Source organism: Mesorhizobium sp. M1295 (assembly GCF_040318135.1).
Classification (GTDB): domain Bacteria; phylum Pseudomonadota; class Alphaproteobacteria; order Rhizobiales; family Rhizobiaceae; genus Mesorhizobium.
Map to the genome: position 1 here is coordinate 239,905 of NZ_JAMYLU010000006.1, position 12,029 is coordinate 251,933.

Consider the following 12,029-nt stretch of genomic DNA (forward strand, 5'->3'; position numbering starts at 1 on the left):
CTTGGGCGTATCTGTACGCAATACCGTACATGTACGAATTCACTAGCTGGAACCGGAGACCGATCATGAAGAAGGCAATTCTCACGCTCGCCGCCCTGCTGGCGCTCTCTGGCGCCGCAATTGCCGGCAGCAATCAGACAGGCAAGCAAGAAGCGGCCTGCATCGACACCAAGACCGATGTGAAGCTCGATTGCGCGCCGACCGGATCGCTTGAAAATGCCGATACCGAGACCCACAAGGCCGGCAGCAAGGGCCCGAGGCTCGGCATCGGCATCGACCCGTGGATCGTGCCCAGCAGCTTCTGAGCCGACCGGCGATAATATGCGGCGATGAACCGAAAGGGCGGCAGCAATTTCCGGCCGCCTATCTTGCCGGCCTCAGCCCTGCTTTATCGCGCCGTGCAGATCACTTCTTACGCTTCTGTCCCGCCACCCTCTTCGCCTTGCCGGGTCTTGCCGGCGCGCCGGGAATGGCCGTTCCGGTGATCGACACCGGATCGCTGGCCGGAAACGTATCCTCGAGGCCTTCCTCGAGTTCCTCTTCGACATCCGCCTCAGTGCGCTGCTCGTGTTCGAAAGAGCGCACGGCCGGCGTCTTGGCCGGCAACTTCGGCGCGGAGTTCGACGGCATTTGCATTCTCCCTCGGCTCGCTGTCGCAGAACTGCTGGGCGCGGCGAACATTGCTATGCTGCCGCGTCGCGCGCTGCCTCCGACAGAAAAGTAAAGACATAGTCGGAGAAGGAACGCCAGCATTCGACGCGGAACGCGTCGGCCGCCGTGCGCAACAGCACGATTTCGACCTTGCCGAGAATGGTGCGCGATGCCGCCCCGATCGGAAAGGCGTCGAGCGACAAATCCTGCGGGCAGCCGGCATTGATCGTCGTCGCGGCAGCCGGTCCGGTGACCGATACGGCGACGTTGCGGTGCGAGATGCCGACCGCCGAATGCAGCGCGGAAATCTTGGCGCAATCGGCGAGTGGATCTTTGCCGCTTTCATCGATGACCAGCCATTCGTCCGGCCCGAGCCACAAGGCGGTCCGTCCAGCCTTTGCCGCCGAGGTTTTCGGCCTTAGCGGCAGGGCGATGCCAAGTGCTTTCGAAAGTGCCGCGATCGAGGCGTCCGGCGCGCGCAGCGATATGCGTTCGGCCGGCGGCAGCACGACAAGTGTGACGCCGGTGGCGGAAAGCGACTGGCCGGCGACAGCCGGACGGCGTTCGACCGACGGCCCGGCGACGGCGGTTTTCACTGCGGCCTTAGCCATTGAGGCGCTCCCCCTTCTCGTCGAAGAACACCATACCGGTAACCTCCACCTCAATCACCCCGTTCGGCATCGGTACATAGAGCGTCTTGCCTATGCAATCGCGGCCGCCGGCAACCAGCCCCAGTGCGATCGAGCGGCCGCAATTTTGCGACCAATAGCTCGACGTGACATGGCCGATCATCTTCATAGGGATTGCCTGCTTCGGGTCCGCGACGATCTGCGCGCCCTCCTCCAGCACCACCTTGGCATCCCTGGTCTTCAGGCCGACAAGCTGCTTGCGGCCCTTGGCGACCAGATCCGGCCGCTCCATGCCGCGAATGCCGACGAAGTCGGCCTTCTTCTTGCCGACCGCCCAGTCGAGGCCGGCGTCGTTCGGCGTCACCGTGCCGTCGGTATCCTGGCCGACGATGATGTAGCCCTTTTCGGCGCGCAGCACATGCATGGACTCGGTGCCATAGGCACAGGCGCCGTGCTTCTGGCCCTCGGCCCATAGCGCTTCCCAGACCGCCTCGCCGTAATCGGCCGGCACGTTGACTTCGAAGCCGCGCTCGCCGCTGAACGACATGCGAAACAGCCTGGTCGGTACGCCGCAGATCCGGCCTTCGCGCACCGACATATGCGGCAGCGCCTCGTCCGACATCTCGATGCCTTCGACCAGCGGTGCGATGATGTCGCGAGACTTCGGCCCCTGCACGGCAATCACCGCCCACTGCTCGGTGATCGAGGTCAGCCAGACGTTGAGATGCGGGAACTCGGTCTGGAGATAGTCCTCCATATGGTTCATGACGCGCGGCGCGCCGCCGGTCGTCGTCGTCACATGGAAACGGTCGGGTGCAAGCCTGCCAACGACACCGTCGTCATATATGAAACCGTCCTCGCGCAGCATGATGCCGTAGCGGCAGCGGCCGGGCTCGAGCTTCTCCCATGGATTGGTGTAGAGCAGTTCCATGAATTTGGCCGCATCCGGCCCGACCACCTCGATCTTGCCCAGCGTCGAGGCGTCGAACAGGCCGGCCGTCTTGCGCACCGTGACGCATTCGCGGTCGACGGCCGCATGTATGTCCTCGCCCGGCTTCGGGAAATACCAGGCGCGCTTCCACTGGCCGACATCCTCGAACATCGCGCCTTGACGCTCTGCCCAGGGATGGATCGCCGTCTTGCGGGTCGGGTCGAACAGGGGACCCCGCGCATGCCCGACGATCGAGCCGAACGTCACCGGCGTATAGGGCGCACGGAACGTCGTCAGCCCGACCTGCGGGATCGGCTTGCCCAACGTCTCGGCGGCAATCGCCAGGCCGTGCATGTTGGAGGTCTTGCCCTGGTCGGTCGCCATGCCGTTGGTGGTGAAGCGCTTGACGTGCTCGATCGAGCGCATGCCCTCATGCACCGCCTGGCGGATGTCCTTGGCGGTGACGTCGTTCTGGAAGTCGACGAACGCCTTTACCGTCGTTTCTGCCCCGGCGCCGGGCGCCGCACCCAGCATGCCGCGCGACCAGCTCTCGCTGGCATCGACTTTCGGCTTGGTTCCCTTGGCTGGCTTGCTGCCGGCGTCCTTGGCGCCCGCTGCATAAGCCTCGTCGATCGTCGCCGACAGCCCGTCGGTGCCGTTGCAGGCGCCGACCGATACGCAGTCCTGCGCATAAATTCCGGGCACGAAGCGCTTGGTCTCGTCGTTGAAGGCGACCTTGCCGCGCGATTGCGAGAACAGATGCACCGATGGCGTCCAGCCGGCCGACATCAGAATCGCGTCAACCGGGATGGTGCGTTCGCCGCCGCCATTCTTCGGCTGCACAGTCATTGACGACACCCGCAGCTTGCCGCCGGCGCGGATCACCGCGCGACCGAAATTAACCTCGATGCCAAGCGCCCTCGCCTCGTCGATCGCCGGCCCGGTCGGATTGTCGCGCAGATCGACGATCGCCGCCACGTTGATGCCGGCCTTCTTCAGGTCGATCGCCGCCGCATAGGCGGAATCGTTCGCCGTATAGACGCCGATATTCCTGCCGACCGCGACGCCGTAATGGTTGAGATAGGTGCGCGCCGCCGACGCCAGCATGACGCCGGGACGGTCGTTGTCGGCAAACACCATGTGGCGCTCGATGGCGCCGGTCGCCAACACCACGCGTTTGGCGCGAACCTGCCACAGCCGCTCGCGCGGCAGGTCGCGGCCGGGGCTCTGCAGATGGTCGCTGACGCGCTCAACCAGTCCGACGAAATTCTGCGCGTAATAGCCGAAGGCCGTGGTGCGCGGCAGTACGCGGACATTGTCCATCGCGCTCAACTTGGCGAGAGCGGATTGCGCCCAGGAAAAGCCGTCCTGGCCTTCGATCTTCGCCCCGCTCTCGAAGCGAAGGCTGCCGCCGAATTCCGCCTGCTCGTCGGCAAGGATGACGCGCACGCCGGTTTCGGCGGCAGCCAATGCCGCGGCAATACCCGCCGCACCACCGCCAAGCACCAGCACCTCGCAATGGGCGAAGCGCGCCGAATAATGGTCGGGATCCGGCTGGTCGGGGGCGACGCCGAGACCGGCCGCGGCCCGGATCTTAGGCTCGTAGAGGTTCTTCCACGCAGCCTTCGGCCACATGAAGGTCTTGTAGTAGAAGCCGGCCGAAAGCATCGGCGAGGCGATGCTGCTGACCGCACCGATGTCGAAGGCGAGCGACGGCCAGCGGTTCTGCGACTGTGCCGTCAGCCCGTCATAGAGTTCCTGTACCGTGGCGCGGACGTTCGGCGTCTTGCGTGCCGCGTCGCGCTTGATCTCGACCAGCGCGTTCGGCTCTTCGGCGCCGGCCGACAGGAAGCCGCGCGGCCGGTGGTATTTGAACGAGCGGCCGACGAGATGGACGCCATTGGCAAGCAGCGCCGAGGCCAGCGTGTCGCCCTCGATGCCGGTATAGGGGCGGCCGTCGAAGCTGAAGCCAGCTATCTTTGCCTGCTTGAGCCGCCCGGCGCCGGCAATGCGGAACGTCGCGCTCATTTGGCGGCTCCCGGCAGCTTCGCCGGCTTTGGCTCGCCGGCCTTGTAGGTCATCAGGAACCTGTCGCTGACGGTGTCGCGCACGGCGTTGAAGAACCGCGCGCAGCCATGCATGTGCCGCCACCGCTCATAGATGATCCCCTTGGGATTGGAGCGGATGAAGAAGAACTTTTCGAAGTCGTCGTCGCTCTCGCCGGCGATGTTTGGGGAACGCGCAATATGCGCCTCACCGGCGTTGCGGAATTCGAGCTCGGGACGCTCTTCCTCGCAATAGGGGCAGCGGATGAGAAGCATGGTTGGTCCTACAGTTCGCCGTGGCCGACGCGAGCGCCGGCAGGTTGGTCGCAAAGCCTCTGACCCATCGTGACGAAAGGCGCGACGAGCCGGATGCGCTCCTCGATGCTTGCCGCAGGGCGAAACAGAGCGCGATTGGCCATGTTGCCGATGGTCAGTTGGATTGGATCGGTGGTGACGATGACGCCGCGCGGCTGGAAAGGCTCGTCCGGATCCAGATCGGAAGGACGGGCCTCGAAGAAGAGGACGATCTTTCGCCCGCCGCTCCAGACGCAGGTCAGCATGCCGTCATCGATGGAAAACGGCCAGTCGGCCTCGTTCCCGGCGCGACTGATCGGCTGCGTGCGCACCTCGTCCGGTGACGGAAAATGAAACAGGCCTTGCTCGCCGGCGAGCATCAGCGGCATGGCGACGGCCATCTCGGTCATCATCAGTGCGCCACCGCCGCCGCCGCCGCCTCGTCGATGAGGCGGCCGGTGCGGAAGCGCTCGATGGTGAAGGGTGCGTTGATCGGGTGCGGATCGTCCCTGGCGATCGTATGGGCAAAGACGTGGCCCGAACCCGGCGTCGCCTTGAAGCCGCCCGTGCCCCAGCCGCAATTGACGTAGAGGCCGGGCACCGGCGTCTTGGCCAGGATCGGCGAACGGTCCGGCGTCACGTCGACAATGCCGCCCCATGAGCGCAGCATCTTCATGCGGGTGAAGATCGGGAACATCTCGCAGATCGCGTCGAGCGTGTGCTGCAGGATGTGCAGCCCGCCGGTCTGCGAATAGGAGACATATTGGTCGGTGCCGGCGCCGATGACCAGCTCGCCCTTGTCGGATTGCGAGATATAGGCATGCACCGTGTTCGACATCACCACGCAAGGCACCACCGGCTTGACCGGCTCCGACACCAGCGCCTGCAGCGGATAGCTTTCCAGCGGCATGCGCACGCCGGCCATGTTCATGATCACCGAGGAGTGGCCGGCGGCGACCACGCCGACCTTCCTGGCGCCAATGAAGCCGCGCGTCGTCTCGACACCGGTAACCGCGCCGTTCGGCGCCCGTTTGACGCCGGTGACCTCGCAATTCTGGATGATGTGGACGCCGCGCGCCGAGGCGCCGCGCGCATAGCCCCAGGCGACAGCATCGTGCCGCGCCGTGCCGCCACGGCGCTGCAGCGCGGCACCCATCACGGGATAACGGGCATCGCGCGAAATGTTGAGCGGCGGGCAGAATTCCTTGGCCTGTTCCGGCGTCAGCCATTCATTGTCGATGCCGTTCAGCCGGTTAGCATGGACGTGGCGCTTCAGCACCTGAATGTCGTGGATGTTGTGGGCGAGCATCATGACGCCGCGCGGCGAATACATGACGTTGTAGTTGAGCTCCTGGCTGAGCCCGTCCCACAGCATCAGCGCATGGTCGTAGATGCCGGCGCTCTCGTCATAGAGATAGTTCGAGCGGATGATGGTGGTATTGCGGCCGGTATTGCCGCCGCCGAGCCAGCCTTTTTCCAATACCGCGACGTTGGTGATGCCATGCACGGTGGCGAGGTAATAGGCTGTGGCCAGGCCGTGGCCGCCGGCGCCGACGATGACGACGTCATACTCCTTCTTCGGCTCCGGCGAGGACCACTGTTCCTCCCAGCCCTTGTGGCCGCGCATGGCCTCGCGGGCGATAGCGAATACCGAGTATTTCTTCAACGTTGCAGGCCTCGCAAATGGCGGCCGGGCAGATCAGCCAACCCCGGCGCGCGAGCTGTATCACTAGCGAAACCGCACTGCCAGCCTTGCACTGTTTGCGACGGCGCTTGCCGTTTTGCGCCGTGACGAAAAAGAGGTATGCGACGTGACGGGCGATCAAACCAAATCCGAAGCACCTCGCGGGTATCGGGTGGCCCGCGCCGCCTCGATCTGCGACCAAGCATCCCGATTGCCGGCAAGGGCTGGCGCGAAGAAAAGGATGCAGAAAATGTTCGCACTTACCGACAAAGTCGCCATCGTCACCGGCGCCAGCTCCGGCATCGGCCGCGCCACGGCCAAGGTGTTTGCGGAGGAAGGCGCCAAGGTGGTCGTCGCAGCCCGCCGCCAGGCGGAGCTCGATGCGCTGGTTGCCGAAATCGAAGACGCCGACGGCACCGCCGTCGCTCTTGCCGGCGATGTCCGCGACGAAGCCTACGCAAAAGCCCTCGTCGACCTGGCGGTCGGGAAATTCGGCGGGCTCGACATCGCCTTCAACAATGCCGGCTCGGTCGGTAGGATGGGGCCGGTTTCGGAGCTGTCGCTGGAGGGCTGGCGCGAGACGCTCGATACCAATCTGACCAGCGCCTTTCTCGGCGCGAAATACCAGGTGCCGGCGATGATCGATCGCGGCGGCGGCTCGCTGATCTTCACCTCCACCTTCGTCGGCCACACCGTCGGCATGCCGGGCATGACCAGCTATGCCGCAAGCAAGGCCGGACTGATCGGGTTGACGCAGGTGCTGGCCGCCGAATATGGCGCCAAGGGCATTCGAGTCAACGCGCTGCTGCCGGGCGGCACCGACACGCCTTCGGCGACGTTCAAGACACCTGAATCGCGAGCCTTCGTCGAAAACCTGCATGCCTTGAAGCGCGTCGCCGAGCCTGAGGAGATCGCCCGCTCGGCGCTCTACCTGGCGTCCTACGCATCGAGCTTCACCACCGGCGCGGCGCTGTTCGCCGACGGCGGCGTCGCGATCACCCGGACGTGAGGGTTCGGAGGGCGCAACGCATGCCCGCCAGCCGAAATGTCGCGAACCGGCCCTTGATTTTTTCGGCGATTTGACGATTCCGTCTTCTCCTCGAAGACGGGTTGGAAACATGTTGCTGATCAGGACCTATATCGCTGCAAGCGCAATCGAAGGCGTCGGCGTGTTCGCCGCCGAGCCGGTCCGGAAAGGCGCGCAGATCTGGCGTCTCGATCCGGACTTCGACCGGCTGATCCCGATGGAAAAATACGAGACGGCGCCGCCGCACCTCAAGGAATTGCTCGACAGATATGCCTATCCCAGCCAGGACCGGCCGGGCTTCATGGTCTATGAGGTCGACAATGGCCGCTTCATGAACCATGCCGACAAGCCGAACACCGATTTTTCGCAATATGGCGGGGCCACCGCGACCCGCGATATCGCCGCCGGCGAGGAGATAACCTGCGACTACGGCGAGTTCTTCGAGGGTTTCGAGCAGCTCCACCTGGCCACGGCCCTGGCCACGGCATAGCGGCGCCTATCTGGCCCAAGGCGAATTTTGTTCTTGCTTTGTGCCGGCAGCTATGCTACTAAATTGCCTATGGTGATGATTCACACCAGAGACCCGCCGCCGAGGCGGGTTTTTCGTTTCGGGATCGGCACCGCCTCTCAATCGGCTGTGGACAGCGCCCCTTGATTCTGCTATCAGCCGCCCCAATTCGTGGTGTAACGCGCCGCGGAGGCTTGCGGCTATGGCCGCTTGCCTGTTGATTTCAAACCGAAAGACAGGATTGCACGTGCAGGTACTCGTCCGCGACAACAATGTTGATCAGGCGCTTCGCGCGCTCAAGAAAAAGATGCAGCGCGAAGGCATCTTCCGCGAAATGAAGATGCGCGGACATTACGAGAAGCCTTCCGAGAAGCGCGCCCGTGAAAAGGCGGAAGCCGTGCGCCGCGCCCGCAAGCTGGCCCGCAAGCGCGCCCAGCGCGAAGGCCTGCTGCCAATGACGCCGCGTCCGGTCGCGGCCGGTGCTGCCGGTGCCGGTGCTCCGCGTCCGCCGCGGTTCTGACGTCAATTTTTCGTCCTTTTCCAAGGATATCCAGGGTGGCGCGATGCGGAATCGCCGCCACCTTTTTGTTGTGATTTCGACCCGGTTCGAGAGGACCGGTTGGGAGAGATGCCGGTTCGGAGGGGGAACGGACCAGACGGCGCAGTAAGGACAGGGCAGACATGGACGCAATCACCGTAGAGCGCAGAACCGCGTGGCGCGGCCTCGCCCTGACGGCAGCCCTGCTCTCCGGGTTGACGCTTGCCGGCTGCCAGAGCGTTCCGACCGGCGAGTTCAACAACATCGACAAGGCGCAAGCCTCGACCGAGAACATTTCCTCACTGTCGGCGGTGATCCAGCGCAACCCCCAGGATCCGGAAGCCTACAACGTGCGCGGCTCGGCCTATGGCCGCGGCGGCCAGTACCAGGCGGCGCTGAAGGACTTCAACACCGCCATCCAGCTCAATCCGAATTTCTACCAGGCCTATTCCAACCGGGCGCTCATCCAGCGCTTCCTCGGTGATCAGGCAAGCGCGCTGGCCGACTACAACCGCTCGATCCAGATCAATTCCAACTACGACGCCGCCTATATCGGCCGCGGCAATCTCTACCGCAAGGCAGGCCGGGTCCAGGAGGCGTTCAACGATTTCCAGAAAGCGATCCAGCTCGACACGACCGACGCGCGCGCCTATCACAATCGCGGCCTGATCTACCAGAGCCAGGGCCAGCACGCCTTTGCCATCGAGGATTTCTCGACCGCCATTTCGCTGGCGCCGGATGCTTCCGAGCCTTACAACGGACGCGGCCTCTCCTACCTTGCCATGAACGACGAGGACAATGCCTTCGCCGACTTCAACATGGCCATCAAGCTCGACGGCAAGAACGCCGAGGCCTGGTCCAACCAGGCGCTGATCTACGAGCGGCGCGGCGACAAGGTCAGGGCCGCGAAGTCCTACCGCGAGGCAGTGCACCTCAATCCGAACTACCAACCGGCCAAGGACGGTCTGGCCCGCACCAGCGCCGGCTGACCGGGCCGGTTTATCGGGCCTCCGTTTCCGCACTCCGACAACCCTGCGTTTAGCCTTGCCTTGCTGGCGCCAAGTTTTCGGCGGAACGCTCGGCGTGGTCAGCCGTTGTTCAAAGCCATTTGGAAAGGACCCTCCCATGATCAAGCAACTTGCCTGTGCCGCCGCACTCGCCACGACCGTCGTTGCCGCTCCCGCCAGCGCCGGCAAGCTCCAGCTCGGCGTGCTCGACTGCACCATCGACGGTGGCACGGCCTATCTGGTCACCTCCAACAAGGGTGTTTCCTGTGTCTTTCGTCCGCATCGTGGCGGCCCACCCGAAGTCTATACCGGGGTAATTTCCAAGCTCGGCGTCGACGTCGGCCGGACGCATCAGGGCCAACTGGCATGGGCGGTTCTGGCGGCAACCCGCAACCACGATGAAGGCGATCTTGCCGGCAGCTACTATGGCGTGAATGCCGAGGCGAGCGTGGTCACCGGTGGCGGCGCCAACCTTTTGGTCGGCGGCCTCGGCAGCGCCTTTTCGCTGCAGCCGCTCAGTGTCCAGGCGCAGACCGGCGTCAATCTGGCGGTCGCCGTCACTTCGCTGGACTTGATCCATTCGTTCAAATAGCGAGCGGCCAACATACGATGCGTGCCTTCAGCATGTCATGGACGTCGCGTCGGCATGACGCACCTTGCCGGAAGTGCCTCAATCTTTCGACGTTCCACGGCATGATAGTCCGTCGCGCTTTCGCTTGCGCGCGGGCGGCAACGTTACCTGACCGCTGGCACGGTCTCACGTGTCGACCAAGTACAGGGACCGCTATCTTGCAGAGTTCACTTTCCAGTCGAACCGCCGCGTGATGCATAACGCGATGTTTGATCTGATTGTTGCTCGGGTTTGTTGACTTTGGGGGCCGCAGACAGGAAGGCGGCCTCGTCAACAGGCCGACGCCCTTAGCTTCTTGCTGGACAATAAATTCCTCCAAACGCCCACTTTTCAATGCTTCCGTAAGTGAGAATTGAGACTATTCCATCGGTTTAAAATGCCGCCTTGCGCGTTACAGCACAAGGAATACGATGCAACGTGAGGGAGTGGCAATGGCCAAGGCTGATTCGAAAACCCTGGTTTCGGCGTTCACCGAAGATCACGTCGAACGTCTTACTGGAGTCAGTAAGCGCCAACTTCGCTATTGGGATAACGATCAGTTTTTCGTTCCGACCCTGGCCTATGCTGATCGCAGCCGCCCCTACAGCCGCCTCTACTCTTTCCGGGATGTGGTTTCGCTTAAGGTTCTCAATGAACTTCGAAATGAGTCGAGGGTGCCGCTTGATCACCTCCGCGAGGTGAAGGAAAAACTGTCTCACCTTGGCGACGACATGTGGGCAAAAACGACGCTCTATGTTCTCAAGAAGCGCGTGGTTGTTGACAACCCAAAGACGCGGGCGAAAGAGGAAGTTGTGTCGGGACAGGGCGTTCTTCAAATCCCACTTAAGGTGGTCACCGGGGATATGAAGGAGGCCGTAAAGCAGCTCAGCCATCGCGATGCATCGTCAATCGGGAAGTTCGACCGTCGGCGCGGGGTGGCACATAATCAGCTTGTTATAGCCGGCACGCGTATTCCGGTGAGAAGCGTCAAGGCCTTTGCCGACGCTGGATACTCCGTCGAGAAAATCGCCAAGGAGTACCCGACCCTCACTGAAGACGATATTCGCGCGGCGATAGCTCACACCGCCGCCGCCGCTTGAATCCGGCGCCCCCCAAAATTCGGGTATTTCTCGATGCGGGAGTACCCGATTCAGTTGGCGGAGTCTTTGCTAAGCACGGATGCAAAGTCATCTATCATCGCAATGCATTGCCTGAGAGAACGCCGGACGAAGCTGTATGTGCAGCGGCGCTGGAGAATAAAGCAATATTGGTCGCCATTGACGGCGACATGAAGCAGATCGCAAAGCGATACGGCGTTACACCGAAAGGCGATCGCTTCGACACGCTGAGCGTCATTCGCTTGTGCTGCAATGAGGTGTTGGCGGCAAAGCGGCTTGAGCAAGCGATGTCCTTGATCCAGCATGAATGGGGTTTCAGCGAACAAAAGCCGACCCGCCGCATGTGGGTAGACGTTGGCCCGCATCACATGAGATCAAATCGATAAACGATCGTCGGGCGATAGACGGGACCGGCGTCCTTAGGCAGGCGGCGGCTCAACCCATCCGGGAACCAAGCCTTTTCGACCCGCATCATTGCAGATATTGATAGCTGCCCAGAGGCATTCGATTGCCGGTGGCCAATGATTAGCCTCGATATGCTTTTCGCACAATTGCATAAGCGCCTGACACTGGTCTTCCCACGGTCGCGGCCAAGGTTTCATCTGGAAACGATTTCCAATCTCGGCGCTGACAACATCGTAAATCGAGGGACCCTTCTCCCGCGGGCGTTCAACCTGCCAATTCTGAAAGGCCATTCCAAACATGCGCTGCGACACGACAAGAACTCTCCATGTGGCGAGTGAGCAAGTGCGCCGTATCCTTGGCTAAATTGCGACACTTGGCTCAAGAGATAATTTCCTAAAACAAAGACTTAAGACTTTAAAGCGCATCGCGTGAATCCGCGCAAAGGCCGCACGCTTTTGGCGCATTGGGCGAGTGGCCGTTCGACCGCGATCCCGCGTCGCGCAAGCACATTCAAAAGAACCCTTGAGCTCAACCGCGGTTGAGGTTTTACAAGCCCTTTCAGGCAGTGCGCCGCGCGTCCTT

Annotated in this window: 14 protein-coding genes; 8 read left to right on the forward strand and 6 right to left on the reverse strand. The window is 62.7% G+C overall.

Annotated elements, in window-relative coordinates; translation table 11 throughout:
• The first annotated feature begins 65 nt into the window (after window positions 1–65).
• Window positions 66–305, forward strand: a complete 240-nt coding sequence (locus NKH29_RS11805; protein ID WP_352484636.1) for a DUF680 domain-containing protein — start codon at window positions 66–68, stop codon at window positions 303–305.
• Between the two features lie 100 nt (window positions 306–405).
• Here the strand turns inward: NKH29_RS11805 and NKH29_RS11810 are convergent, their stop codons facing one another.
• The 6 genes from NKH29_RS11810 to NKH29_RS11835 are packed head-to-tail and all read right to left on the reverse strand — an operon-like array spanning window position 406 to window position 6,216.
• Window positions 406–630 carry a hypothetical protein gene (locus tag NKH29_RS11810; RefSeq protein WP_023719028.1) on the reverse strand — a complete coding sequence of 75 codons (225 nt, stop codon included), beginning with the start codon at window positions 628–630 and terminating at the stop codon, window positions 406–408.
• A 53-nt stretch (window positions 631–683) separates the two neighbouring features.
• On the reverse strand, window positions 684–1,262 hold the full coding sequence (locus tag NKH29_RS11815; protein WP_023719027.1) for a sarcosine oxidase subunit gamma: 579 nt from the start codon (window positions 1,260–1,262) through the stop codon (window positions 684–686).
• Window positions 1,255–4,239, reverse strand: a complete 2,985-nt coding sequence (locus tag NKH29_RS11820) for a sarcosine oxidase subunit alpha (protein WP_352791353.1) — start codon at window positions 4,237–4,239, stop codon at window positions 1,255–1,257. Before NKH29_RS11820 ends, NKH29_RS11815 begins: the two co-directional genes overlap by 8 nt.
• Window positions 4,236–4,532: a sarcosine oxidase subunit delta gene (locus NKH29_RS11825; RefSeq protein ID WP_023719025.1), complete on the reverse strand. Its 297-nt coding sequence runs from the start codon at window positions 4,530–4,532 to the stop codon at window positions 4,236–4,238. Before NKH29_RS11825 ends, NKH29_RS11820 begins: the two co-directional genes overlap by 4 nt.
• An 8-nt stretch (window positions 4,533–4,540) precedes the next feature.
• Entirely contained in the window at window positions 4,541–4,963 is a 423-nt protein-coding gene (locus NKH29_RS11830; protein ID WP_352484640.1) for a hypothetical protein, read from the reverse strand.
• Window positions 4,963–6,216, reverse strand: a complete 1,254-nt coding sequence (locus tag NKH29_RS11835) for a sarcosine oxidase subunit beta (protein ID WP_352791351.1) — start codon at window positions 6,214–6,216, stop codon at window positions 4,963–4,965. Before NKH29_RS11835 ends, NKH29_RS11830 begins: the two co-directional genes overlap by 1 nt.
• A gap of 268 nt (window positions 6,217–6,484) precedes the next feature.
• Between NKH29_RS11835 and NKH29_RS11840 the strand changes: the two genes are divergently transcribed.
• The 7 genes from NKH29_RS11840 (at window position 6,485) to NKH29_RS11870 (ending at window position 11,428) form a co-directional block, all read left to right on the forward strand.
• On the forward strand, window positions 6,485–7,243 hold the full coding sequence (locus NKH29_RS11840; protein ID WP_352999635.1) for an SDR family oxidoreductase: 759 nt from the start codon (window positions 6,485–6,487) through the stop codon (window positions 7,241–7,243).
• A gap of 109 nt (window positions 7,244–7,352) precedes the next feature.
• Entirely contained in the window at window positions 7,353–7,751 is a 399-nt protein-coding gene (locus NKH29_RS11845; protein WP_352791348.1) for an SET domain-containing protein, read from the forward strand.
• Between the two features lie 265 nt (window positions 7,752–8,016).
• On the forward strand, window positions 8,017–8,289 hold the full coding sequence (rpsU, locus tag NKH29_RS11850; RefSeq protein ID WP_023675331.1) for a 30S ribosomal protein S21: 273 nt from the start codon (window positions 8,017–8,019) through the stop codon (window positions 8,287–8,289).
• 161 nt (window positions 8,290–8,450) lie between these two features.
• Complete coding sequence (locus NKH29_RS11855) at window positions 8,451–9,296, forward strand: tetratricopeptide repeat protein (RefSeq protein ID WP_352791346.1); 846 nt, start codon at window positions 8,451–8,453, stop codon at window positions 9,294–9,296.
• Window positions 9,297–9,432: 136 nt separating this feature from the next.
• Entirely contained in the window at window positions 9,433–9,906 is a 474-nt protein-coding gene (locus NKH29_RS11860) for a DUF992 domain-containing protein (RefSeq protein ID WP_023719019.1), read from the forward strand.
• Between the two features lie 470 nt (window positions 9,907–10,376).
• Entirely contained in the window at window positions 10,377–11,024 is a 648-nt protein-coding gene (locus tag NKH29_RS11865; RefSeq protein WP_352791344.1) for a DUF433 domain-containing protein, read from the forward strand.
• Window positions 11,021–11,428, forward strand: coding sequence for a DUF5615 family PIN-like protein (locus NKH29_RS11870; RefSeq protein ID WP_352791342.1), 408 nt, complete (start codon window positions 11,021–11,023; stop codon window positions 11,426–11,428). Before NKH29_RS11865 ends, NKH29_RS11870 begins: the two co-directional genes overlap by 4 nt.
• The last annotated feature ends 601 nt before the right edge of the window (window positions 11,429–12,029 follow it).

Bases quoted from the DNA above. Each gene is read 5' to 3' on its own strand.
- NKH29_RS11805 (WP_352484636.1), top strand. From the start codon at position 66: ATGAAGAAGGCAATTCTCACGCTCGCCGCCCTGCTGGCGCTCTCTGGC.
- NKH29_RS11810 (WP_023719028.1), bottom strand. From the start codon at position 630: ATGCCGTCGAACTCCGCGCCGAAGTTGCCGGCCAAGACGCCGGCCGTG.
- NKH29_RS11815 (WP_023719027.1), bottom strand. From the start codon at position 1,262: ATGGCTAAGGCCGCAGTGAAAACCGCCGTCGCCGGGCCGTCGGTCGAA.
- NKH29_RS11820 (WP_352791353.1), bottom strand. From the start codon at position 4,239: ATGAGCGCGACGTTCCGCATTGCCGGCGCCGGGCGGCTCAAGCAGGCA.
- NKH29_RS11825 (WP_023719025.1), bottom strand. From the start codon at position 4,532: ATGCTTCTCATCCGCTGCCCCTATTGCGAGGAAGAGCGTCCCGAGCTC.
- NKH29_RS11830 (WP_352484640.1), bottom strand. From the start codon at position 4,963: ATGATGACCGAGATGGCCGTCGCCATGCCGCTGATGCTCGCCGGCGAG.
- NKH29_RS11840 (WP_352999635.1), top strand. From the start codon at position 6,485: ATGTTCGCACTTACCGACAAAGTCGCCATCGTCACCGGCGCCAGCTCC.
- NKH29_RS11845 (WP_352791348.1), top strand. From the start codon at position 7,353: ATGTTGCTGATCAGGACCTATATCGCTGCAAGCGCAATCGAAGGCGTC.
- NKH29_RS11855 (WP_352791346.1), top strand. From the start codon at position 8,451: ATGGACGCAATCACCGTAGAGCGCAGAACCGCGTGGCGCGGCCTCGCC.
- NKH29_RS11860 (WP_023719019.1), top strand. From the start codon at position 9,433: ATGATCAAGCAACTTGCCTGTGCCGCCGCACTCGCCACGACCGTCGTT.
- NKH29_RS11865 (WP_352791344.1), top strand. From the start codon at position 10,377: ATGGCCAAGGCTGATTCGAAAACCCTGGTTTCGGCGTTCACCGAAGAT.